Origin of the sequence: Billgrantia ethanolica (genome assembly GCF_021404305.1) — a bacterium.
GTDB classification, from domain to species: domain Bacteria; phylum Pseudomonadota; class Gammaproteobacteria; order Pseudomonadales; family Halomonadaceae; genus Halomonas; species Halomonas ethanolica.
This window is the reverse complement of sequence record NZ_JABFTX010000001.1, coordinates 466862-490587: the sequence shown is the minus strand read 5'-3', so window position 1 is coordinate 490587 and position 23726 is coordinate 466862. Positions and strand designations below refer to the sequence as shown.

18 protein-coding genes are annotated in these 23726 nt (G+C 58.6%); 1 reads left to right on the top strand and 17 read right to left on the bottom strand.

The window, feature by feature from the left end; all coding sequences use genetic code 11:
* Window positions 1-85: 85 nt before the first annotated feature.
* From HOP53_RS02260 to HOP53_RS02235, 6 genes are all read right to left on the bottom strand, one after another.
* The gene (locus tag HOP53_RS02260) at window positions 86-1156 is read right to left on the bottom strand and encodes a hypothetical protein (protein ID WP_234268504.1); all 1071 of its coding nucleotides are present in this window, start codon (window positions 1154-1156) and stop codon (window positions 86-88) included.
* Window positions 1153-2211 (bottom strand): hypothetical protein, encoded by a 1059-nt coding sequence (locus HOP53_RS02255; RefSeq protein ID WP_234268503.1) that lies wholly within the window; start codon window positions 2209-2211, stop codon window positions 1153-1155. The genes HOP53_RS02260 and HOP53_RS02255 overlap by 4 nt, the downstream gene beginning before the upstream one ends.
* Window positions 2208-5606, bottom strand: a complete 3399-nt coding sequence (locus HOP53_RS02250) for a toxin VasX (RefSeq protein WP_234268502.1) — start codon at window positions 5604-5606, stop codon at window positions 2208-2210. Before HOP53_RS02250 ends, HOP53_RS02255 begins: the two co-directional genes overlap by 4 nt.
* Window positions 5603-7762 carry a type VI secretion system Vgr family protein gene (locus tag HOP53_RS02245; RefSeq protein ID WP_234268501.1) on the bottom strand — a complete coding sequence of 720 codons (2160 nt, stop codon included), beginning with the start codon at window positions 7760-7762 and terminating at the stop codon, window positions 5603-5605. The genes HOP53_RS02250 and HOP53_RS02245 overlap by 4 nt, the downstream gene beginning before the upstream one ends.
* Window positions 7763-8051: 289 nt before the next feature.
* The gene (locus HOP53_RS02240) at window positions 8052-8585 is read right to left on the bottom strand and encodes a hypothetical protein (RefSeq protein ID WP_234268500.1); all 534 of its coding nucleotides are present in this window, start codon (window positions 8583-8585) and stop codon (window positions 8052-8054) included.
* Window positions 8586-8812: 227 nt separating this feature from the next.
* Window positions 8813-9253: a VapA/VapB family virulence-associated protein gene (locus tag HOP53_RS02235; protein ID WP_103969635.1), complete on the bottom strand. Its 441-nt coding sequence runs from the start codon at window positions 9251-9253 to the stop codon at window positions 8813-8815.
* Window positions 9254-9490: 237 nt separating this feature from the next.
* On the opposite strand from HOP53_RS02235, the gene HOP53_RS02230 reads away from it, so the two are divergent.
* Window positions 9491-11218, top strand: a complete 1728-nt coding sequence (locus HOP53_RS02230) for an FAD-dependent oxidoreductase (RefSeq protein WP_234268499.1) — start codon at window positions 9491-9493, stop codon at window positions 11216-11218.
* Here HOP53_RS02230 and HOP53_RS02225 read toward each other — a convergent pair.
* From HOP53_RS02225 to HOP53_RS02175, 11 genes are all read right to left on the bottom strand, one after another.
* A complete protein-coding gene (locus tag HOP53_RS02225; RefSeq protein ID WP_234268498.1) occupies window positions 11141-14296 on the bottom strand; it encodes an ATP-binding protein in 3156 nt (1051 codons plus the stop codon). The two genes, HOP53_RS02230 and HOP53_RS02225, sit on opposite strands and share 78 nt — an antisense overlap.
* 172 nt (window positions 14297-14468) lie before the next feature.
* Window positions 14469-14996 carry a hypothetical protein gene (locus HOP53_RS02220; RefSeq protein WP_234268497.1) on the bottom strand — a complete coding sequence of 176 codons (528 nt, stop codon included), beginning with the start codon at window positions 14994-14996 and terminating at the stop codon, window positions 14469-14471.
* A gap of 408 nt (window positions 14997-15404) precedes the next feature.
* Window positions 15405-16061: an HNH endonuclease gene (locus HOP53_RS02215; protein WP_234268496.1), complete on the bottom strand. Its 657-nt coding sequence runs from the start codon at window positions 16059-16061 to the stop codon at window positions 15405-15407.
* A gap of 211 nt (window positions 16062-16272) precedes the next feature.
* On the bottom strand, window positions 16273-16848 hold the full coding sequence (locus HOP53_RS02210; protein WP_234268495.1) for a hypothetical protein: 576 nt from the start codon (window positions 16846-16848) through the stop codon (window positions 16273-16275).
* A gap of 303 nt (window positions 16849-17151) precedes the next feature.
* On the bottom strand, window positions 17152-17982 hold the full coding sequence (locus tag HOP53_RS02205; protein WP_234268494.1) for an HNH endonuclease: 831 nt from the start codon (window positions 17980-17982) through the stop codon (window positions 17152-17154).
* 102 nt (window positions 17983-18084) lie between these two features.
* A complete protein-coding gene (locus tag HOP53_RS02200) occupies window positions 18085-18756 on the bottom strand; it encodes a hypothetical protein (protein WP_234268493.1) in 672 nt (223 codons plus the stop codon).
* A gap of 102 nt (window positions 18757-18858) precedes the next feature.
* A complete protein-coding gene (locus tag HOP53_RS02195; RefSeq protein WP_234268492.1) occupies window positions 18859-19254 on the bottom strand; it encodes a hypothetical protein in 396 nt (131 codons plus the stop codon).
* A gap of 358 nt (window positions 19255-19612) precedes the next feature.
* On the bottom strand, window positions 19613-20227 hold the full coding sequence (locus HOP53_RS02190; protein ID WP_234268491.1) for a DUF1294 domain-containing protein: 615 nt from the start codon (window positions 20225-20227) through the stop codon (window positions 19613-19615).
* A 369-nt stretch (window positions 20228-20596) separates the two neighbouring features.
* A complete protein-coding gene (katG, locus tag HOP53_RS02185) occupies window positions 20597-22795 on the bottom strand; it encodes a catalase/peroxidase HPI (RefSeq protein WP_234268490.1) in 2199 nt (732 codons plus the stop codon).
* A 348-nt stretch (window positions 22796-23143) separates the two neighbouring features.
* Entirely contained in the window at window positions 23144-23431 is a 288-nt protein-coding gene (locus HOP53_RS02180; RefSeq protein ID WP_026038096.1) for a HigA family addiction module antitoxin, read from the bottom strand.
* A 10-nt stretch (window positions 23432-23441) separates the two neighbouring features.
* A complete protein-coding gene (locus HOP53_RS02175; protein ID WP_086510387.1) occupies window positions 23442-23720 on the bottom strand; it encodes a type II toxin-antitoxin system RelE/ParE family toxin in 279 nt (92 codons plus the stop codon).
* Window positions 23721-23726 lie beyond the last annotated feature (6 nt).

Here is a 23726-nt window from a genome sequence, read left to right as displayed (position 1 = left end):
TCCTGCAAGCTTTTTTGCAGTGGCATAGGAGTCGCGCCCCCGGGTCGGTAAGCACCGGGGCCATAGTAGAAGGAGCTGGCTTCCCTCATGCTACCGCAGCCTTCAGCTGTTCCTTGTAGGTCGACATCTCCACCTTGCCAAGCTGCGGGGTGAGCTGGCAGCGCTGGCGGGACCAGGGATAGTCGATCTGCGCCTTGAGGTGAGCGGCTCCCTCGCCCGCCTTCCACGCTTCCAGATCCAGATCGCGCCAGTAGCGTGGATCACGCCCTGTTTGCCGGTCGTGCTCGGCGGTGGTGGGGTCGAGATGACGGAAGGGCTCCAGGCGCGGCACGTCGGGCATAGGCTGGCTCACATCCATGTAGCGCTGCAACATATCCCACGTGGCGTGCACCTCATGCTTGTGATCGACGATGGCGCTGAGTGAGGTCTGGCTGAACTGCTTGCCGGTATAGCGATGCACGAACATCAGCCGATAGAAGATACCGCCACGCTGTACCACGCGCTCCACATAGCCATCGAACTCGACGAAAGGTGCCTTCAGCGGCGGTTTCTTCTTGCCTTGGGCGAAGCTTACCATTCCGGTTTGGCGATTGAACTCACTGCATCGGTTTTCCATGTAACGATTAGCGCGATGGGCGATTATTTTACGGAAAGGCTTCAGGGAAGTGGCCCCCAAGCGAAAAATCCCACTCATAACGGACTGGCACGTATATGCGCCGATAACACAGGCAGCCAGAAACCCACCACCAGCAACCAAAACAAATACCAGTGTTGCAAGCGTAGGACTATTGTCATACATCAGGTCCATAAGAATGGATGCAGCAAAGTAAGGTATCGCTACCAAGAAGCAAAAATAAACAAAAGGAAATGCTACTAACAAAATAGAAAATCCCAACTGACTTTTCAGAAAGCGAATGCGCTGATGGTCCCACCACCAGTCATCCGTTTTGTAGAACGCCTTGTCCTGACGTTCCAGATGCTGAACGAGCTCCGCATCCTCACAGAGTTGCTGATAGGGATCGATGCCGGCGTAGTTGCCAAAGGGCAGCAGTTCCTCACCGATACGCTCGCGCTTCTTTGGCGCTGCCGGCATCGCAGCAATGGCACTTGCACGATAGGCACCGGGGCCATAGCAGAAGGAGCTGGCTTCCCTCATGCCACTGCGGCCTTCAGCTGCTCCTTGTAGGCCGACATCTCCACCTTGCCTAGCTGCGGGGTGAGCTGGCAGCGCTGACGGGACCAGGGGTAGTCGATCTGCGCCTTGAGGTGAGCGGCGCCCTCGCCTGCTTTCCAGGCCTCCAGATCCAGATCGCGCCAGTAGCGTGGATTACGGCCAGTTTGCCGGTCGTGTTCGGCGGTGGTGGGGTCGAGATGACGGAAGGGCTCTAGGCGCGGCACGTCGGGCATGGGCTGACTCACGTCCATGTAGCGCTGCAGCATGTCCCATGTGGCGTGCACCTCATGCTTGTGATCGACGATGGCGCTGAGTGAGGTCTGGCTGAACTGCTTGCCGGTATAGCGATGCACGAACATCAGCCGATAGAAGATCCCGCCACGCTGCACCACGCGCTCCACATAGCCATCGAACTCGACGAAAGGCGCCTTCAGCGGCGGCTTCTTCTTGCCTTGGGCGAAGCTCACCATTCCTGTTTCCCGGTTGAGCTCGCTGCAGCGATTTTCCATGTAGCTATTAACGCGCTTAGCCCCCCCCCCCTGATAAGAGGAGGGAGCTTTCATCAAATTTACGACCACCCAATTAGATATTTTTGGACCAATCACTCCAATCAAATAAAAGCCAAGCACTGCCGAGATCAACATGACGAGCACTGCTAAAAAAAAGCTAACCGCCTCAAGATACATCGCCACTCTTACGGAAAAATAAAAAACAGCACCAAACATCAAAAAGGCACAGGAGTAGGGAACCAACATCAGACCTAGAGAGACACCTACGCTGTTGCTTATAAATTTTATATGTCCATTATTCCACCACCAATCATCCATTTGGTAGAACGCTTTATCCTGACAATCCTGATGCTGAACGAACTCGGCATCCTCACAGAGTTGCTGATAGGGATCGATACCGGCATAGTCGCCAAAGGGCAGTAGCTCCTCTCCGATACGTTCGCGCTTCTTCGGTGCTGCCGGCAAGGCAGGAATGGCGCCGGCCCGGTAAGCACCGGGGCCATAGTGGGAGGAGCTTGCCTCTTTCATACCTGAAATTCCTTGATATACCAGTAACGTTGATCCTGGGAGCGCCCCGTAAAGGATCTGATAAAGTCGGAGACTGGGTTGTTCACCGTTCGGTACGACCGGGCTGGAAGCGCATCATGCTGCCCTTCCACAAAGGGCTCGTACTCCTTGAGCATCGGCGTGGGCAAGACCATCTCGCCCAGCTCCCAATCGATTCTGGCCTGTAGGGCAACGCGTAGACGAGCCGTTGAGGTCACGCTGGTACCGACCATTTCGAAGCTCTCCTCAGCCATCTTGCGCTTGACCAGAAAGCGCACCGCACTTTGCTGCGGCAACAACTGGCGCTTGCCGATTTCGAACGGCTCCGGCGTCCGGGTGATGTATGAGAGCTGCTCATAGGTGCCTAGCGGGGTAATGGTCCCGGTATTGGTCTGCTCCAGCTCCTGCACCGCCAGGTTTAGAGTTTCTCCAATCTTGTAGCGACTGATCAGCGGCGTGCTGATGGTGACCACGTAGTCGCGACTGCTGGGGGTATCCGTCGTGGATTCCCAGACGCTTTCCATCAGTGCCTGCCGTTCTTCGGCACTCAGGCTACCGTAGCGAGTCACCTCAATCTGGGCCGGACTCAACTGCGTCAACAGTTGGGGATAGTAGGCGGTATCATCGGCCGATGCCATCGTTCTAGCAGTATGGGTACCCAAGGGGCCCTGCCTGAGCAGTCGCTCGAAGGGGGTATCCTGGTTCATCACGGCGTAACTGGTACCACCGATGGCCAAGCCCAGCCCCAGCAACGCCCAGCCCCAGCCAGGGATCATCACCAGCCCCGCCATCAGGGGAGCGGCAAGAAACAGTGCTCCTCCAGCAATCGCTATGCCATGGCCCATCGCTGCATCACGGTCACCGCCCTGTAGGCTATTGCGCAGCTCCCAAGAGCTGATACCAACAGCGGAAACGCCCGCAAAAAAATTAAACAAACCAATTGTCCGAACAAGCGTACTTGTTCCCACTTGGGAAAGTCTAGCGCCAATCACTGGCCAGCTCTTCATATCAAACCATGCTCTTTGAACAAACTGTCCAGCTGTAGAGCTAGAAGCTGGATAAAGAGTTGAATGCAACTTCATGGAAGCAGCGCTTAAATCAAAAAGGCCACTCATAACTTTTGACCACTGAAGTGCTGTGCTCTCACCAGCATTGCTAATTTCTTTTAGCTTTGCTATTTCTCTGCCAAGATTATATATCGCAAACCCCACCAGCATTCTCGACACTGCCGGGCCATCTATCACCACCTTTACCTGACCGGCCAGCTTGGCCAGGCGCAGTTGCGCAACCTTCGCGGCTTCGGGGTGGCCGGCGGGGAGGACGTACACCAGGACATGTCCGGCGATCTGACGGATAGCGCCGTCCACCTCCGACGACATGCGCTTGGGGCTGGTCGAGGCTTGTTCATTGCCTCTTGGATCCACCTGTTCGGCGTAGAGGTAGTCCTTCTGGGTCTGGAAGGCGCCGCTGGTGCGGTCGCGCTCGGTCAGCCCCCACTCGATGCCGTCCCCATGCACGCCAACGATGGTATAACGGCTCAGATCGACCTCACCGCGATGCATGACTTGCAGCTCGCCCCTCAGGTTGCCATCAACCAGGTTGGCATGGGCACCCACAGCAGTGAACACGCGGCGCATGTGAATCACTTCCACATCATCGCCCACCCGCTCCGCGACCCGCAGCACAGCCTGGCTCCATTGCCCCACTACGGTGTTGACCAAGCCGCTCACCTTGCCGGCATTGTTCAGGCTGAGCACTTCATTCTGTTGCGCTTGTTCCTGCTCGGTTAGATTCCGTGCAATCAGCCCCAGGGTCTCCAGCCCCAGACTCTCGGCAAGGGCTTCGTCAATGACCCGGTCGTCCTGGGCAAGCCGGCGCAGAAACGCTGGGCGGAAGTTGCCGCTGCCATCGTTGGTGTCGTCGTCATCCGTTGCTTCAGCGGCCTCGGTTTCGTCGGCACTCCAGAGCGCTTGCAGCTCGCTGTCGGTTAGCAGCCTCTTGAGGAGCTGTCGGGTACGGGCTTCCTGGCGGGTATCACCCTGGTCTTGCAGCACCCCGGGAAGCTGTTGCAGTACGCCGTACAGGTCGCCACACAGGGCGTAGCCTTCGCAGATACCCAGTTCATGATGGCTGGTGAAGTCCCGCAGTACAGCGGTGAGCTGGCCCTGGCTGGCCAGGCGCTCAAGAGCGTCGAGCTGTGTGCGCAGAACCGTAAGCGCGGCGTTGCGTTCTGCCTGCTCCAAGGTGGCATCGAGCTTGGTTGAGTCGATGGCACCACGATACTCGGCAAGCGGATTCGCTTCGCCACCGCTAGGCGCGGTGAACAGGGCCTGGCGAATCAGCTTGGCCGAGTGGCCCAGGGGGTTCTCAGCCAGCCGGCTGTCGAGGCCATCCAGGTAGTGCTCGGCCAGGTGAATCTGTGCCAGGGCATGGCGCAGGGTGAACAGCGGATCCGGCAATGACACGGCAACGATGCCGGGGTTGTCGCGAATGTCGGCCAACAGGTCATCGCCGGCCTCACACTCCAGTGCTAGCGAGGCAGCCCGGTCGGTTTCCCCGGCCTGTTCCCACAGGGCCTTGAGCTTGGCGCACAGTTCATCGTCTGCCGGGGCGGTAAAGTCGGCGGTGAAGGCGTCGGGCGCTTGGAGCATCAGCTCGATGCCAAGGTCGCGCTCACGCAGCGCAGGCTGGTCGGCCACACGACCGGCGGGGAAGCCGGTCTGCATGGAGAGCCAGCCTTCCATATCGAGGACCACAGCATGGGCGTGGCCGACGGCGGTGGTGCGCGCTTCGAGCCGGCCGGGGTTGGCTTCGAGCCAAGTGATGTAAGGCCAGCTCCAGGCGATCTCGCTATAGGCGAGGCGCACCTGATGCAGAGTGGCCTGCCCTTGCAGCATGGCCGGCAGCAGGATGTCGTCGAGCCATTCGCCTTCGCTGGCACGCTCGTTGGGCGTGTCGCCGCCCTCGGCTTGCTCGCGATAGTGCATGAGATCGACGTCGCTGAGCTTGCCGTCGGGGCCGACCTCGAGTTCGCGCCACAGACGATTGTCGAAGAACACGTAGAGGTACCCCGGGCGCAGCATGCCGTTGGCGAGCCCGGTATAGGTGATGACTCCACGCTGCTGAACTGGACGATTGCGCCCGACTTCCGCCAAGGGGCGAACGGCCAGCAAGGTGTTGTCCTGCAGGCTGCCATCAGTGCGCTCGAAAACGGTTCTGGCATGCTCCAGCAACGGTATCTCGATCTCACCGCCGCCTTCCCGCTTGGGAATGACCAGTGCCAGGGTGCCGTCTTCCTCATCTTCGTACTCGGCACGGCGGCGCACGCCCAGGTCGACGTCTTCGTCCTGCAGTTCCTTGAGATCGGCTTCGCTCATCCCTTCTGCTCCCCATTCGTCCGGGTTCGTGCCTTACGTAGCCGAACCTGCTGACCATCCTGCCCGCCGCTGGTGACGTCGACGAGAAACGCTCGCTCTCCCAGCCCTTCCGCCTCGACCAGTTGGGCCTGCTGACTGGGCCCGTTGCCCGAGAAGGCGATACGAGAATGCTCTTCCCCTTCAGCACGCCGAGGCAGTTCAGGTGCCGCCGCCCCCTGCCCACTCCCCGAGCCGGGGCTGCCACCGGAGTTGATCTTGACCTGGGCGCCGACGATGGTGATGCCGCTGGGGTCGAGCTTGAGGAAGCTGCCGCCGGCCTTGAGGGTGATCTCGGCACCGGCGTCGATCACGGTCTTGCTGCCGGCCTGGTGGTGGATCTCCTGGCCGGCTTCGACGAGCTGGGCGCGGGCGGTCTTTTCGTGGCGCGAGGCGCCGACGATGAGGTGGTCGTCGCCGTCGACCTTGAGGTGGCGCTGGCCGCGCACGGTGAGGTGGTCGTCGGCGTGGATCTCGCTGACGCGGTTGCGGTGCACGGTGAGATGGCTGTCGTGGCCGATCTCTTCGGTGCGGTCGTTGTGGGTCAGCAATTCCAGGTCTTTCTGAGCGTGCAGCCAGATCTGCTCCTGGCCGGCTTCGTCATCGAAGCGCAGTTCGTTGAATCCTTCGCCTTGGTGACTCTGGGTGCGGATGACGGTGCGGGTCTTGTGCGCCGGCAGTTCGTAGGGCGGTGTACTGACGGCGTTGTAGATCCGTCCGGTAATCAGCGGTTGATCGGGATCGCCCTCCAGGTAGCTGACGAGGACCTCATGGCCGATCCTCGGAATCGCCATGCTGCCGTAGCCGCCGCCGGCCCAGTCCTGACTCACTCTCAGCCAGGCACTTGCCGTTTCGTTGGGCTCGGCATAGCGATCCCAGGGGAACTGCACCTTGACCCGGCCGTGCTCGTCGCAATAGATCTCTTCGCCTTCAGGGCCGACGACGAAGGCGATCTGGGGGCCGTCGACCCGAGGGCGGGGGTTGGGCTGGGGGCGCCAGGCCTGGTCGGCGGGCATCAGCACCAGCTCGTTGTGATACTTGGTCATGCCGCCTTGGTCGGCTTGCTCGCTGCCCTGAACGAAGCCGTCCTCTTCCAGGGCCTGGGGCTGCTTGCCGTGGTGAATGACACCAAGCACCTGCCAGTCGCGGTTGAGCTCGTCGAGGTCATGGTCGGTGAGCGTGAAGCGGGTACCCGGGGCGAGTTCGGGCAGGTCGCTCTCGGCATCGGCGGTGTTGGCACCGCGACGCAGCGCTTCGAGACGAATACGAGTGAAGGCCTGGCCGGAGGCGTCGGCCTTGTAGCGCCCGGGGTAGTCGTAGTGCTCGTACCCTGTATCAACGACGCCACGCTGGCCGTGCGCCTCAAGATCGCGTGCGGCGTGGTCGTGTAACTGGCCGTAGGCAGGCTTCTTGAACGAGTAGTCCTTGAGCGTGGCCGAGGCCGGGGCGACCCGGGCATGCTGCTGCAGCTTGCGCACATGACGGGCCGGCGGCGTGCCCCCGGCGCGACCGTGGTAGGTACGCTCGCCCAGGTGGCTCAGCACCTGAGGCGCGTCGGCGAACACCAGGCGGTGGGCAGCGCTGGGTGTCTCGCCACCGGTCTCGAAGAACTCATGGAAGTAGAACAGCCCCTCTTCGGCGGCCAGACGCTCGACGAAGGCAAGATCGTCTTCCCGATACTGCGTGAGGTACTCCCGAGGCTCGGGTTCACGGGTGGCGGCGAAGGCGAGATCGGTCAGCCCGTGCTCGTCGCACAGGGTGTTGAGTACCGTGAGCGGCGAAACCTCCTGGAAGATGCGCGAGTTCTGGCGCAGGCCGAGGCGCCACAGGGCGGGACGGATCTCGATCCGGTAGAAGGTGTGGCGGTGGCCGCGGTCGCCACGGGCGAACTCGCTGACGATGCCGTTCACCTGGCGCAGCATCTCGTCGTCCTGCCAGATCGTCAGGGTGGCCTCGCGGTCGAGGATGTCGCGGGCGGAGAGGCTACCGTTACGGCTGGCGAAGCGCACCGTGAGCTTGAAGGGGGCGGAGAGCCGTTCCCGGTGGGTGAACTCGATGACCGCCAGGCCCTCGGTATCGGGCAAGGTCAGAGTGAAATGCAAACCGGTGGCCTTGGCCATGTCGCCTCCCTGCGGCTGGAAGTACTCGATGTTATTGGTCGTTTTGCGTACGCACGCTTTTTCGCGCAGCAAAGCATACCAATCGCAGCCAAGCGTATCTGTGGCGCTTCGCTGATAAGAATGTAAGAAATGGCTTACAAAGGAGAGTGAGTGCCGCCGGCCGATCGAACCACTCGACTGGGTATGTTGTACTGACGACAAGCAACAGAAACGAAAAAACCCTGAGTCAGATGGTCTGGCTCAGGGGCGTAGGATCAGGCGAATACCGCCACACCAGGCATAGGCTTGGTCACTTCCGGCCCAGTCTTTCAAGCAATGCGTTGCAAGGTTGAACGCATCGGTGTGTCGCCGGAATCTCGTAATATTGCTCTTGGTTCCCGCGAATGCGCGGTGACACAATGGAGAAGTCTCCGGCTTTCAAGGCTTGAAAAAATTCTTCTCCGAGCAGTATGACTCGGATCAAATCCCCTTTTGGCAGGTGATGCACGACCCAGGTCTCTTTCGATTGCATGTTCTGCCTGGCATTTTCAACCTTGTCCGGCCTCACCCAAAGGCCTTGGTTGTGATCGACACTTTGCACAAGCGGCCCGGTCACTTCGAGGTAGATATCCGTTCCCTTTACCATAAGATCAGCGTCCCCCTTTGATGCCCCATGTGATGATGCCGGGCCGGGGAGGAAGGTTGTGCTTCCGGCCCCCAGCCCCACAGGGACAATGCACGCACCAGACTCATGGGCTAGATACTCGGCAATGTCAGTCTCCCTTTGAGATGACCGCCCCCAGGTGTCTTGATATTGTCTTTTCCAGAAATCGAAATCGGTCATAACTTTACTCAGCTGTGAATTTTCTAAGTTTCTTACAATAACCTCAAATATTTTCTTACGCCGTAACCCTAACAACTTTATTCAGTTGGAACATATCAGCCAATCCTAATCATCAGAAACGTTGACAACAACGTACAAAAAGACATAGACATTTTATTGACGCCTAACAAAGCCGGGGGCGCCTAAGCGCCCCCGGTTGTTGACCAAGTAAGGAACAAGTACACAGCTCAATGCCACTTGCCTTTGCCACCTCCAACACCGGTGACGGTGGAGACTGCCCCCGACTGGAAGTGGCCCAGCAGTTTGCTGTGGCTGTCGAAGAACAGGATGCTCAGGTAGACCGGCGTGCCTTGGAACTCGAAGCTCACGGTGTCGCGATAAAGCCGCTCGAGATCGTTGGTGTAGACGTGCCCGAAGAGTGCGCCGCCGCCCGGTGAGGAGGCGCCTCCAGCATTGCCGTCGAAGGTCTTGCCGCCATTGGTGATATTGACCTGGAACTTCAGATAGAAGATCAGGCTGGCCACGCTGCCGTTGGCGGGATAGGCCGTTTCGGAAGCAACCAGTGTCTGGGCGACATCGTCGATCTTCTCGGGCTCGAGCTTGCCATGCATGGCGACACGGAAGTCGTGGGCAATCAGCTGCTTGTCGATGGTTTGCGGAGCGTTCATGGGGTGATACCTCGTATGTTGTTCTGGAAATGGCGGTCGGACCTCGACCGCGGCTTACTGCCCTAGTCATTCCAGTTGAGGAATCTCATACCGACCGCATCAGCTCGGTATCACCACGAACGCCGGTATCAGCCCCACGAAGCGCAACGGATCACTTCGGTATCACCTCGTCTCACCCCCTTGGTTACACCATCCTCTTGAGGGATTCTTAGGAAAACAACGACTGGGGGCGTCACCATGGACCATGCACCGCTGCGGGTCGCCATCATTGGCGGCGGGGTTTCCGGCCTGTCGCTGGCTTACTACCTACAGAAGTTCGGCAGCGAGGCGGCCCGGCAGATCGAGATCACCCTGTTCGAGCGCAAGGCCACCCTGGGCGGCAACGCGGAGACGGTGTGGGTCGACCTGGGCAATCGGCGCATGCCGGGCAAACCCGAGACGCCCTACCGCCGCTGGGCCGACCTGGGGGTGAATGACGTCAACCTGGCCACCTACCACCGCCTGCGCACGATACTCGCCGAGATCGGTGAGTTGGAGCGCATGAAGCCGCTGGAGAATACCGAGTGCTACTTCAGCCGCGACGGCAGCATCGCCCTCACCGACGACCGGGATCTGGTGCGCGGCGTGAGCGATCCGGCCCATGAGCTGAGCCTGGTCGATGGGGGGCGGGTGGCGATGCTGATCGCCGTGGTTCACCGCAGCGCCATCAATCTGGTGGAGAGCCGGCGCATTACCCCGCGCTATACGGTGGATGACTTCTTCGATGGCTGCGTGGCCGCTCCCGCCGATATGCTGGGCGAAGCGGCGGAGCAGTTGAGCGCCACCATCGACTGGGACGACCCCGAGCTATCGGCCCGGCTGGAGCGCATTCGCCACAGCATCTACTACCCCCGCATCTCGGCCATGTACTTCGCCGACGACCGCGGCCCGGGCGGCATGCCGCTGCAGGCGCCCTTCGAGTACTACCGCATTCAGGAAGGCGGCTCGCCGCCGGACCGCCGCTACTTCGAGCACGGCGCCCAGCACTGGCTGGAGGCGCTGGCGGCGCATCTGGTCAATCCGCTGACACCGGGGCCGCAGGTGAAGATCCTGCGCGGTATCGAGGTGGAAGCCAGCCTCTCGACCCAGGGCGTGACGCTGACGGAGCGTGCACCCGGCGAGCGCCGCTGGGAAGCAGACCTGCTGATCATGGCCACGCATGCCGAAGACGCCCTGCCGCTACTGACCTTCGGCGATGGCCTGAGCGACACCCAGCGGGAACTGCAGCACATTCTCGGCAAGGTGCGCTACACCCGCAGCTTCGGGGTCTGCCATACCTCCGCCGCTCGGCTGCCGCCCAATCGCAACCTGTGGCGCACCTACAACATCGAAGTGCGCAACCCCGAGGACACCTTCTTCCCCTACCGCATCGACTACGTGGCGAATCGCCATCAGAACGATGCCGAGAACCCCTGCTACGACCGGGCGGGCCTGCCGCAGTACTTCGTCTCCCTGGTGGATGACCTGAACCGGATTCCCCGCGGCGAGATGCTCGACCGCCACCCCGCGCCGCTGGACGTTCCCGTCGCGCTGGCGGGTGCCGCCCCCGGCGAGTCCGGCTACCGCGACCGGCTGCCGCCGATGGAGAGTGCACTGGAAGCCAAGGCCTGGACCCTGTTCAAGCACAACGTGCTGGATGCCGAGTGCCTCGAGGCGCAGGCGGAGATAGAGCGCTACAACCAGAGCACCGCGCGCAAGCGTTTCGAGGGCCGGCAGGACGTCTGCCCGCTGCTGTTCGCCGGCGGCTGGACCCGCGGTGCCGGCCTGCAGGAGCAGTGCCTGGAGCAGTCGGCGCATCTCGTCGCGCTGCTGCTGGCAGCGCCGGAGCGTCGCGCCAATCCGCTGCGCTTAGCGCCGCCCAGCAGCCAGACAAGGCAGGGTCATCCGCAGGCCGGCGGCTTCACCCTGCTGCCAGCAAGCCTCTAGGACGGCCTGAGCGCTCGACTCGCCGCCCACCTCGCCATGCTCGCCTCCGCTCTCCAGCCAGTCGGCGTGGGCCTCGATCAGGGCGCGGTGATGCTCGCCCCAGGCACAGGGCTCCGCCCCCATCAGCTGGGTCAGGCGTCGGGCATAGTGGCGAGCCGCTTCCGGGCGCCCGTCGAGCAGACTGACCTCCGCCGCCGCGATCAGAAAGCGATAGCCGTTGTGCCCCACGCAGCCGGCATCCAGCAGCGCTTCGCCCTCTTGTAGCGTCGCCAGGCGCGTCTCGATCTGCTCTTCCAGCAACGCCCGGGTGCCCAGCACCCAGGGGCCGATAAAGGCCTTCAGGCCGTGCTGCTCAACCAGTTGCCAGGCACGCTCGATGCTGGCTCGCGCCTCGGCCAGCCGCCCGGTGATCAATTCGACCCGAGAGCGACTCTCCAGCAGGAACGCCTCGAAGCGACCGGAGCCCAGGCCACGCGCCACCGTCAGCGCCTGTTCGATCTGCTCGTCCGCCGCATAAGGCTCGCCCTGGGAGAGCAGAATCCACCCCGCCGTGAGCCGCGCCACCACCTCGGCACGGCGATTGCCGACCCGCTTGCCCAGCTCGGCGGCATCGAAACAATCGGCCAGCGCCGCTTCGGTCTGGTTGGCGTAGATGCGGGCGGTGCCCAGCATGAACAGGTTGGAAGCCTCCAGATCGGCGTGGCCATGGGTTCGGCACAGCGATACGCAGTGATCGAACAGCTCGAGGGTGCTGCGCATCTGCCCCTCGGCATAGTGCGCATCGCCCAGCCCGCTCAGGGCCTGGATCTCGGTGCGCACGTCGCCGCCACGGCGGGCCTGCTCCAGGGCGCGGGTGTGATAGGCGCGGCTGGTGGCAAAGTCGCCCCGGGGGAAATAGAGATTGCCCTTGAGATAGAGCGCCTCGGCCAGGGGCAAGGGGTCCTCCAGCGCCTCGGCCAGGGGCAGCAGACCGTCGAGAATCGCCTCCTCCGCCGCCAGCGCATCGAGCATATTCAGCACCCGGGCCAGCCACAGATCGGCCGTGATGCGCTGACGCTCTTCCCGGGCGAAGCTGCGCGCCGCCTCGAAGTGCTCCCGCGCCGCCTGGATCTGCCCGGTGGCCATCGCCACCTGGCCCTGCAGCAGCATCAGCCGGTACTCATCCTTGGGCGCGTAATCAATGGCGCGGCAATCCCTCAGCAGCGCCATGGCCTCCTCGTGGCGATAGCGAGCCATTTCCGCCACCACCGCCTGCAGGAAGGCATTCGGCGCCTCCAGCGAGCGCGCGCGATGCAGGTGGCGCGCCCGCAAGCCCGGTTCCGCCTCGCCGTAGAGCGCAGCCAGGCGCAGATGCAGGCGGTCGCGCTGAATCTTGGGAATCCCCTCGTAGATGCCTTGCAGGATCAGGTCGTGCACGAAGCGATAGCTGTCCTCTTCCAGCGGGCGCACCAGGCTGTAGCGCTGGGGGAGTTCGGGCTGATAATCGGCCTGCCCCAGCACCTCCTGCAGCGAGGCCAGGGAGAAGCGCTGCCCCATCACCGCGGCGATACACATGGCCCGACGATCCAGATCGGTGAGCTGATCCAGCTTGCTCTGTACCAGATTGGCGAGGCTGGCCGGCAGGCTGCGATGAGGATGGAACAGCAGCAGTTGCGTCAGGAACAGCGGGTTGCCCTGGGCCTGGGTCACGCAGCGGGCGGCGTGCTCGGCGGGCACCGTGCCGTAGCTGGCCACCAGGGCCTCGGCCTCTTGCGGGCGCAGCGGCGGCAGCTCGATCAGCGTGAGCGGCAGCTCCGGCAGCTGCGGGCGCAGGCGGCTCTCCAGCGGGTCCTGCTCCAAGCGCGAGGTGAACAGCCAGATCACCGGCGCTTCCTGGGTACCCTGCAGCAGCCCGGTGAGGGTGGCCAGCAGCGCCTCGTCGGCCCAGTGCAGGTCCTCCACCACCACCAGTTGCGGGCGATGAATGGAGCGCGCCAGGAGCAGATCGCGCAGTGCCAGCACCAAGCGCTGGCTGCGGGTCGCCGGGGTCATGGCGGCATAGAGCGACTGCGCCTCCTCCGGCTGAGGCAAGCCCAGCAACGGACGCAGCAGCATGGCGTGATCCATGGGCAGGCGCAGCGCCGAGAGACGGGCCAGCAGGAGAGCCTCGTCCAGAATTTCCGCTTTCGCCTCGGCAGAGGTTTCCAGCAGCGAACGCGCGAGCTGCATCAGCGGGCCTTCGTCGGCTCGGGTACCGAAGTCCAGCACCTCGGCCTGGTGATGATCGGCATGGGCCGCGGCCATCTCGGCAAACTCCGCGCTCAGGCGCGTCTTGCCGATGCCGGCCACACCGCGGATGTAGATCAGATGACCGGCCTGGTAGGCCTGGGTGCTCTCCAGAATGGCTTGCAGCTGGCCCAGCTGCACCCGGCGCCCCACCAGCTCGAAGCGGGCGTCATTCGCCTCGTCCCGGGGCTGGCGATAGCGCAGCCACTCCCCGCCTTCATCATCAAAAACGAAGCGCTCTGCCAGCTGCACCGCCACGCCACGCTCGACCCACACGCCGCTCTGCCCACCCGACAGGGAAAGCGACACAGCCGTGGGCCAGTGGCCGGCCTGGAGATAAACGCCACGGGCCACCCCCTGCTCCACCAGGGTGGCAGCACACAGCAGGCCGCGCTGCGCATCGCTGCGGTAAGCCCGGGGCAGCCCGAACAGCGCCGTGCCCCCTTCCTCCAGGCTGCCGCCAAAATGCTGCACCCAGCTCGCCAGCGCCGAGGGATCGGCCGCCACGGCGTGCAGCTGGATCAGTACGCGGGCGCTTTCCATCTCCTCGATATCGGAAGCGACAACGGCGGCCTCCTCGGCCTCCGCCGACAGCTCCTCGACCTCGACCTCATAGATCTCGGCTAAGTGACGAGCTGTACGATACAGCACCGCCTTGCCACTCTCCGCCCGCTTGATGGAAGCGATGGAGACACACAAGCGCCGATCGAAACAGTACTCGGCCAGCGCCTCCTGACTCAGGCCCAGCCGCTTGCGATGCTGCTTCAAGCGCTCACGATCCAGCCGCAAGCGCCCGTCTTGGGGGATGATCACTGGTGGGTGCTTTTCCTGCGTTTATGGGACATAAGAGGGGTATGGACTAACGCGCAAGCTCAGGTACGCGGGTCCGTTGGCTGAGCACTTGGTTAGGCAGTTGTCTTTTGTCTCTACGGCTATGGCTGCCCATGTCCTTCTCTTGAATATTCCGCTAGCCCCAGCGAGCTCTTTATTCCACAGTATTGATTTTATGGATTTTTTGGAGATCTGCTGTGAGATCATCCACCCCAGGAGCGGCCAGCAAATCGACTGTCGCTCGGAAGCGCCACTTTGGCAAGCTATTGTTGTGCTGGACCAGCGAGGCGATCTTCTTAAAAACATGTATGGGGATCCCATACGCCCGTTCGATCCTGTAGTCTCGCCGAAACACAACATAGACTAGATAGTCGAATTGGTGCCCATCCACCGTGGTGCTACGAATATCTGTGCGAGGTACATAGCCATCGCGCCTGGCAAGCCGGCCCTTTACCTCAATCTTGAGACCATTGTTGGTTACAAGGTCGCAGCCGGCTGTGCAGTTAGCTGATCGGCGGGCGCCGAAGTGGGTTTTAACTAACAGCTCTGCGTACTGCCCGACTAGATCTGTGGCTCCAGACGAGAAACCAAGATCCGCCATTCGCTGCTTAGCAGCTTCGGCTACCTGGAGTAGCTTTCGGGGAGAGCGCAGCCTATGAATAGCGTCGATCAGGTCACTCATAAGTTTATTACAAATCTCCTAACGCTTGGGCACTTCTGCCTCCGCCGACAGCTCCTCGACCTCGACCTCGACCTCGACCTCGTAGATCTTAGCCAGATAGCAAGCAATACGATAAAGCCCGCTTGATGGACGCGATGGAGACACACAAGCACCGATCAAAACTGTACTCGGCCAGCGCCTCCTGACTCAGGCCCAGCCGCTTGCGGTGCTACTTCAAGCGCTCGCGATCCAGCTGCAAGCGCCCGTCTTGGGGGATGATCACTAGTGGCTACCTTGGCGTATTTTAAATGCAATTCTAGCGAAGAGCGCCTAGGCTGGTGAGTCATTCGCTGGCTTGAGGTTCACACCCGCTGAGCGGGGAAGTTGGAGGGCAGCGAAAAATTCCCGGTAGCAGCGCCTTATGAGCCCCTATAACCTGTTGCCTTTTGACAGGTTACATCTCTCACATAGCAATTGAATGTTCCGAACTGTATTGCTTCCCCCTTTGGAAAAAGGAACGATATGGTCAAAGCATAGTTTTGCGTTAGAACTACATTCAACGCACTTTCCCCCATCCCTTTGCCACACCTCTCTTTGTACCGCTCTGGGTATGGCTTCTCGCCGTGGCTTTATTGGCATAGGTTTTGGCATTGCCGCTGTGTCGACGCGAATCAAGCTTTTTTCGGCCAAAGGTCCAAGATGGGATTCCGGTGTTCGACTAGCCTTAAACTTGGGGAGAGGCTTAAAGGACTTGAATGCTTTGACGTACACAATCAAATCATCTAACTCTTCGGAGCTTGCTATGATGAGCTTTAGTGCCGGCTTTCCTCTTTCAAGTCCTGGCGATGGGTAAGTATTGCTATGCCGACCAGTTTCGGCAGTATATTCTAATGCGATTTCCGGGATAGGCTCAGAGCCAGGAGGATATGGTAGCCATACAAAAGCAAAATCATCCTTATTCGGCTGATCTTTTTGAACCACCACACCATGACTTCTTCCAAAATCCCATGCAATGACTTTCTCTGTTTCACGTGATGGGCTGCCGAATTCGCTAGCAATCCTGTCTATAACTTGCTCTTTAAACATCCAAATCCCTTAGCATCATTGACACAAAAAAAACTCAACTAAGCCACTAAAACAGAACGTAAGTGTGTGAATAATAGGCTGACCTCGCTAACCATAGAAAAGAACGAGCCACAGGGTGGAAAAAGCAAGATTAATTACAATAAACATTAAACCCCCACGCCAGCATGACTATTAAACGAAGCAGCGAAAAGTGTAAAATCGACCATGAAGATCAAGAATTAATTATTTCAAGGTACTTCTTCCCAACCAGCATAGGCCGATAAATAAAATTCATCGGCGGATTCTCGACATCAAAAATGAGAGGCTCTCCAATGCTTAGCCCATTAACAAAAACATCATTCAAGTCTTTCTTTATCCGCATAGTCATATCAACGACCATGAAGTTAGACAACATTAGCCAAGTGTGCGAATTGACACTCTTCTTTCTTGTAAAGGGATCTATTTCCAACAACATTTCGCTTATACTGGAATTATAAAATGCTTGCCCCTTATAGTGAACGTCACCAACTACAACAAGAGACTTTATACCCTGTGAACCCAATAAATTATGTAGAGTCACAGTCATACCCCCACAATCAAACACTGTATGAGTTCTTGGTATATTATGGCGGTCCCTCATCTCAATGATGTGGTTATAGAGCCCAATGATTTTTCCATGTGTTTTATACCAACTTTCTTCTCCCACACCTTCGAAATCAAATTTATTATTTTTTTCGAGACCCAGAAAGAGTGAAAGAGAAATAGCATCATTCAATTGACCCCAATAAGGAATTTCACCTTTTTGCATCATAAACCTCAATGAGTTCATGGGATTTAGCATGGTGCTTTGGATTTATTGGCGGAGTGGAACGAAAACCATCATTGCCACAATGGCCTCAACATGAAGAGGAAGACGCCCTATGCCGTCTTCAAGAAAGGACTCCCCAAAGCGACGAAGAAGGAGCCCAGGAAAACGGCAGAAAATACTGCTTAACTATAGGGAACCCACGGGGCATGTGTCAGGTGAGTACCATCACTGTACAATCGGTCGCTGGACCGGGTACCCTTCAATAGGGTTGCACTTGGTCATTGAGACCGCCCTTTTTTAGCGCTATTGTTCAAGCTGGTTAAGCAACTTCAACCTTATATAATCCAATGAGAACCTTTTAACCTGTTCGTTTTGAATATAGATACAATGACCATATTTATAGTCCCTATCATTTACTAAATTACTAGATTTACAAGGGACACTGATGAAACCTAAGAATTTACCGAGAATTGATACTGCGACACCAAAAGTTTCACTAGACGGCGCAAGTATTACAGAGGAACAGCTACCAATTTCAGTCATCATCTTCAGAATATGAATCATATCATCGCCTTCCTCTGGCTCATGAGATCGAGAATAAACTCGCGCGATAGAATCTGTTGGCAAATTCTGTTTGTCGAAATTCATAATTTTTCTGAACTCATCAGTTTGCACATTTTTGACGAAATCATCGCCATAAGCATAATAGCCAGCAGCCAACGCCACCTTTGCAACAAACATAAGATCTATATCAATATCTATTTTAATATTGCTGCATTGAAATTGATGAGCTCGGGAGTCAGTACGCTCTATATTTTTTCTCCCTCGCAGATCGAAAAGTGAAAGCCCATCCTTACCAAACTTAACCTGAACAGGCGTACCATCCGTTAACTTGGCATTTTTCACTGTTGGAATTGGATGCTTTTTACTGTGACCAACAGCGCCCGCCCTATCTCGCTCAAACAAAACGATAAAATCATTTGCAAGCTTGCCGTCAACTCTTGAGCCAATGTCATTGTTAAACTTTCGGTCAACATCAATTACAAAATCATCATGCCCACCCAGTGACAAAGGGAGTATATGTTCAGGACTAGGGTCTAATGTTTCTTTGTCAGTGTATACGCAATAAGTCATGAATTACTCACATACTCCCAGTAGTGCTAACGCTGCCAACACGCGCAGCTATGTAGTGGAGGTAAAGCCGCAATAAAAAAGCTGTCGCTGTGCTTGGCCAGGTTAGCCATCGAACTCTCCTTTTTTGATCACTGTTGCACTGACAGACATAGTAAGCTTCTTAGGCTCCCATGCTCGACCAGACACAGTAGAGTTAATTGGAAACGATGGGTACATACTGGCAACAACCTGATACAAACCATGTATTAGCTTATATAAAGAAACGATATTAAGCTTTAGCTTTCTAAACCCTATACTCTTCCCTTGGTCTGATAAAGACATCGTAATCGGGCCACTCCCCGTCTCACCAGATACAATTTGACCATGCATGTGCTCGAACTGATTGCGAAGCTTAGCGAGTTCATCAATTTGCTGACTATACGCTTCGACAAATCTCCTGCATGGTTCGCTTTTATCAACCATTCTTCGTACGGCCATACAGGATCGACATACACCCGTAACGCAATCTTCTATATTCTCCGATACATCCAGTAAATGGAGAACCAGCCCACCATCTCGTTGTTGATCGGCATCATTCTGTTGGGCCACCAGCTCTCGTGCTCTTGAGTAGTGCCGAGCAGCCGAAAATACCGTGTGCAGTAACCAACCGCGAATCTTCCTATCTGATTCAGACAGACCTGGCTCGGCAACAAAGACGCTTAGAATGGCATGACTCCGAAGCCCTCCGATATTGAAATCAATCTCTGGAATGTTTTTGGCTATCGGTAATGTCATCTCAACGGTCCCTCTGATGGCTAACGCCGAATATGAGCGGCGGCGGAAAAGCGCGAGCTTTTTTGCCGTCCGCTCAATGGACTTGTTGGACCCATCTTTCCATTAACCACTTAAGAGACGCGCGTACGGCTCCCAGCCATGAAGCTGAACAACCCCCTCGACAATCACTTCTGTCTGTGGCTGCTCTGTAAAGTGTCCGCGCCAGTATGAGCGCGCCGCCGCATCCCAGCCTTCAGCCGGCGCATCAAGGTGAGCGGCATCAAAAGATCCGAAACGGGATGCTTCAATGATACTGGCTGCAAGCACAACCCGCGCACCTTGCCACCACTTCTCGTTGGCTGCCGCTGCGTCCTCCGCTGAAGCAAAGAGATAGATTGCGCCCATTCTTGAAGGCGCGTGCGGAAACTCCTTCACTCGCACGGCCTCAAATACTGCCTCCTTCTCGGCCTCTTGCGTGTAGACCTCGTACGGTGAGCGCATTCCTTTCAGCTCAGGCATGGCTTCTCGTCTAAGGGATACCGCTGTAAGAAGCCCCTCTGCCAAGCCAACGTTGTGACAAAAGATCTCATCCCGCGAGTCGATGGCGTGAAGTACTGTGTCATTCCGCTCCTTCTCTGCCCAACAGTGATTGGACTGCGCGTTCCAATATTCAATGCACCATCCTGCGCGTTCAACAATATTATCTGACGCGCTTCATTTCTTCCAACTCGTTGATTTTTCAAACGCCAAAGTATAGCTAGGCCACCTATACAGGATTTGCACGCGTGCGCGTTTTTCCTGAACTAATATACTGCATGCGTCTTAATAAATAGAACAGAATGCAAAAAATCATAACGCGCCACAGCCCTGACTACTGTTACCCGAACCCCAAACCAGCCCAAACTCTCACAGCCCCATCTGAATAAACAAGCCACCCCAACACCCCACAATTCACCACGACCCCACACCAAAACATGGCCTGAAACTGCTGCTTCCTGGTTTTGTGCCGAAACAGTCGCTGCGCTATCAGCGCGCCGGGCCAGCCGCCTATCAGGCCAGCGAAGAGAAGCGTGGCTTCTGATGTTCGCCACTGGCCCCTTTCCGCTGCGGCTTTGTCGATGCCGTACATGGCGAAGGTGATCACGCTCAGCAGGGCGTATGCCGCTATGAGCTGTGTTGGCGTGTGGCCAGCAGCGCTCAGGGCTGCCAGGAGTGCGAAGAACGCAGCGGCGATGGCGGATGCCAACATCAGCCCTCTGGAGCGTGGGGATGCGTGACGTGCCGCTTTGAGGTAGAGCGCCTTCTGGGCTTTCGGTCTGTTCTGGTTGTCCTGTGTCAGGTGGTAGGTAATCGGCTCGTTGAGTGTTGGGCGGCGCCCACCGCGGGGAAAGGCGCTGATGTGGACGAACACGCGAGGGCCGCCTGCGGCTGGCGTGATGAAGCCGAAGCCCTTGGCGTCGTTCCACTCGGTGAGTTTGCCTTCATGGCGCATGGGTTATCTCTTCTGAATCAATCGATTGTCAGAGAATACCATGCAAGGTCGAAACTATTTGAATTCAGTAAGTTACTGGGAAATGTAAATAGGACTGATTTCGTCTGGCGGGGAAGTTGGGAGTCGGGGCACGCTACCGCCCCTGCTGGCAGAATGGATGATGATTCGCATCATCCTAATGCGGCAGTCCCTGAGTACGTCTTGGTTGCTTAGTCATCTTCTGTGACTTTTTACTAACCGTAACCAAGGGAAACGTTTAGGGCAACGTCAACGAAAGCATGAGGGGAACAAAAAAAACCGAAGGCTGGGTAACCAACCTTCGGAGTCAATTATTTAACCAGGTCCGCGTTACTGCCGCGGACCTGTGCTTCAGCGGTGCAGGTCGAAGCGGTCGTTCTCCATGACCTTGACCCACCCTTTCACGAAGCGGTCGATCATGCGCTCCTCACCGCCGTTGGCGGCGTACTCCTCGGCGATGGCGCGTAGCTGGGAGTTGGAGCCGTACACGAGGTCGACGCGGGTGGCGGTCCACTTCTTTTCACCCGATTTGCGGTCGCGGCCTTCGAAGCGCTCTTCGCTGTCATCGAGGGGCTCCCACACGGTGCCCATGCTGATGAGGTTGACGAAGAAGTCGTTGGTCAGCTGGCCGGGGCGGTCGGTGAGGATGCCGTCGTTATTGTCACCCACGTTGACGCCGATGGCGCGCATGCCGCCAAGCAGCGCGGTCATCTGCGGCACGCTGAGGTTGAGCATGAAGGCACGGTCCACCATCAGGTGTTCGGCCGGGATGGAGGTCACCTGGGGCTGCATGTAGTTGCGGAAGGCGTCGTGCCTCGGCTCCAGGTAGGCGGTGGTATCCACCTCGGTCATTTCCTGGGTGGCGTCGGTACGGCCCGGGGTGAACGGCACGGTGACGTTGTGCCCGGCCGCCTTGGCCGCCATTTCGACCCCGACGCTGCCGCCCAGCACGATCATGTCGGCCAGGGAGATGTTGGCGTCCGAATCGTTCTTGATCTGCTCGAGCTTGTCGATCACCTCGAACACGCCGGAGCGCAGGTTGATGTCCCAGCCGGTTTGCGGTTCGAGACGAATACGCGCGCCGTTGGCGCCACCGCGGTGGTCGGTCTGGCGGTAGGTACAGGCCGAGGCCCAGGCAGTGCTCACCAGTTGCTTGGCGGTAAGGCCGGAATCGGCGATCTGCTGCTTGAGCGTGGCGATCTGCTGGTCGTTGACCAGCGGCCCCTGGTGCTTGGGTACCGGGTCCTGCCAGATCAGCTCTTCATTCGGGACATGGGGGCCGAGGTATCGGGCTTGAGGGCCCATATCGCGATGCAGCAGCTTGTACCAGGCGCGGGCGAACTCGTCGGCGAGCACCTCGGGGTTATCGTGGTACTCCTTGGAGATTTCGAGATACGCGGGGTCGGTGATCATCGCCATGTCGGCGGTGTTCATTACCGGGGGGTTCTTCTTGCCTTCCACGTGGGCATCGGGCACCCAGTAGCCTTCTTTGACTTCAACCGGTTCCCACTGGTTGGCACCGGCCGGCGACTTCTTGACCTCCCACTGGTGGGCGAAAATGGTCTTCAGGTAGGTGTGGTCCCACTTGGTCGGGGTCGGGGTCCAGGCGCCTTCAAGGCCGGAAGTCACGGTGTACTCACCGAGGCCGGTCTCGTTCTTGTTGGCCCAGCCGAAGCCCTGCAGGTGGATCTTCGAGCCTTCCGGCGCTTCGCCCACGGCATCCGGCGAACCGTTGCCGTGCATCTTGCCGAAGGTGTGGCCACCCACGGTAAGGGCGACGGTCTCGCGGTCGTTCATGCCCATGCGAGCGAAGGTTTCGCGTACGTCCTGGGCGGATTTCATGGCGTCGGGAACACCGTTGGGGCCTTCGGGGTTGACGTAGATGAGGCCCATCTGCACCGCGGCAAGGGGGTTGTCCAGCACGCGGCTGCCGTCTTCCCAGCTGCCGGTGTAGCGCTCGTCGTTGGTGGCGAGCCATTCGGTCTCGGGGCCCCAGTAGATGTCATCCTCGGGCGCCCAGATGTCGGAGCGACCGAAGCCGAAGCCGAAGGTGCGAAAGCCCATGGTTTCCAGCGCACGGTTGCCGGCGAGCACCAGCAGGTCGGCCCAGGAAATTTTTTCGCCGTATTTCTGCTTGATGGGCCACAGCAGGCGGCGTGCCTTATCCAGGTTTCCGTTGTCGGGCCAGCTGTTGAGCGGAGCGAAGCGCTGGGCGCCGGTGCCGCCGCCGCCGCGACCGTCCACCGCGCGGTAGGTACCGGCCGCATGCCACGACATGCGAATGAAGAACGGGCCGTAGTGGCCCCAGTCGGCGGGCCACCAGTCTTGCGAGTCGGTCATCAAGGCATCGAGGTCGGCGCATAGCTCGTCGACGTCGAGCTGCGAGAACGCCTCGGCATAGCTGAAGTCGGCACCGAACGGGCTGGCGTCGGGGTGCTTCTGATGAAGAATGTTGAGGTTGAGCTGGTCGGGCCACCAGTGCTCGTTGCCCTGCAGACGGGACGTGGTGCGCGCCCCGTACTCCCGGCGTGTAGGCTTTTGATCGGACACGGTCTTCTCCTCGACTGGATGGTGGCCTACAGGACAGTTGGACTGACGATTTTGTATCGCCTCGGATTCAGCACCCTCTGACCGAGCCAGAAGGAAGAGAGGCGTCCTGTAAGCCGTCAAAATACAGTGAAGGAGTCAGGAACGAAGCCGTCAAGCAAGAGGGAGGCTTTCGGCTCGATAGGGGTAGGCTATGGGGCTACTCACTGAAGCCGCATGCCGTTTCGACGACCGCCGAGAGATGTTGCGCCCACAGCCGGTAACCGGCGGGCGACGGGTGAAACCAATCGGCACAGAAGAGAGCGGTCGCCTGGCGCCGGCTCCCCCATCGCCCTACCCCGGATAAGTTACCTAGGCAGCAACAAGCCGCTTGACCTTGAGCTCATTGCGATGCTGCTCGGCATGCCAAAGTTCGTATTGCGCCTGCTGGTTCAGCCAGCTTTCTGCCGAAGTATCAAACGCGATAGACAGCCGTATTGCCATTTCCGGGCTAATGCCAGCCTTACCGTTCAACACAGCGCTCAGGGTCTTTCGACTCACGCCCAATCCTTCTGCGGCCGCCGTTACAGACAAGCCAAGAGGCTCGAGGCATAGCTCGCGCAATACTTCACCAGGGTGGGGGGGATTGTGCATCAGCATGGCGGGTACCTCAGTGATAATCCTCGTAATTTACTATCTCGGCATCTCCATCTTCGAACCGAAACGTCACTCGCCAGTTACCACTAACCGTGACTGACCAAATTCCGGAGCGGTTCCCTGTAAGGGCGTGCAGCCTAAGGCCAGGCAAATCCATATCTTTGGCATCTGTTGCTGCATTCAGCCTACCGAGAATCAACCGAAGCCTATTGGCATGAGCGGCCTGAATCCCTGCTGTGCTGCCGGACTTGAAGAATTTAGCCAAGCCCTTGTGTTTGAAGCTTCGGATCATGTCTCA

Coding starts and splice junctions, on each gene's coding strand:
- HOP53_RS02195 (WP_234268492.1), bottom strand. CDS start 19,254: ATGCCTGAGCTGAAAGGAATGCGCTCACCGTACGAGGTCTACACGCAA.
- HOP53_RS02235 (WP_103969635.1), bottom strand. CDS start 9,253: ATGAACGCTCCGCAAACCATCGACAAGCAGCTGATTGCCCACGACTTC.
- HOP53_RS02255 (WP_234268503.1), bottom strand. CDS start 2,211: ATGAAAGAGGCAAGCTCCTCCCACTATGGCCCCGGTGCTTACCGGGCC.
- HOP53_RS02175 (WP_086510387.1), bottom strand. CDS start 23,720: ATGATCCGAAGCTTCAAACACAAGGGCTTGGCTAAATTCTTCAAGTCC.
- HOP53_RS02245 (WP_234268501.1), bottom strand. CDS start 7,762: ATGGCCAAGGCCACCGGTTTGCATTTCACTCTGACCTTGCCCGATACC.
- HOP53_RS02200 (WP_234268493.1), bottom strand. CDS start 18,756: ATGACATTACCGATAGCCAAAAACATTCCAGAGATTGATTTCAATATC.
- HOP53_RS02190 (WP_234268491.1), bottom strand. CDS start 20,227: ATGCGCCATGAAGGCAAACTCACCGAGTGGAACGACGCCAAGGGCTTC.
- HOP53_RS02250 (WP_234268502.1), bottom strand. CDS start 5,606: ATGAGCGAAGCCGATCTCAAGGAACTGCAGGACGAAGACGTCGACCTG.
- HOP53_RS02260 (WP_234268504.1), bottom strand. CDS start 1,156: ATGAGGGAAGCCAGCTCCTTCTGCTATGGCCCCGGTGCCTATCGTGCA.
- HOP53_RS02215 (WP_234268496.1), bottom strand. CDS start 16,061: ATGTTTAAAGAGCAAGTTATAGACAGGATTGCTAGCGAATTCGGCAGC.
- HOP53_RS02230 (WP_234268499.1), top strand. CDS start 9,491: ATGGACCATGCACCGCTGCGGGTCGCCATCATTGGCGGCGGGGTTTCC.
- HOP53_RS02205 (WP_234268494.1), bottom strand. CDS start 17,982: ATGACTTATTGCGTATACACTGACAAAGAAACATTAGACCCTAGTCCT.
- HOP53_RS02220 (WP_234268497.1), bottom strand. CDS start 14,996: ATGAGTGACCTGATCGACGCTATTCATAGGCTGCGCTCTCCCCGAAAG.
- HOP53_RS02210 (WP_234268495.1), bottom strand. CDS start 16,848: ATGCAAAAAGGTGAAATTCCTTATTGGGGTCAATTGAATGATGCTATT.
- HOP53_RS02180 (WP_026038096.1), bottom strand. CDS start 23,431: ATGCTGATGCACAATCCCCCCCACCCTGGTGAAGTATTGCGCGAGCTA.
- HOP53_RS02240 (WP_234268500.1), bottom strand. CDS start 8,585: ATGACCGATTTCGATTTCTGGAAAAGACAATATCAAGACACCTGGGGG.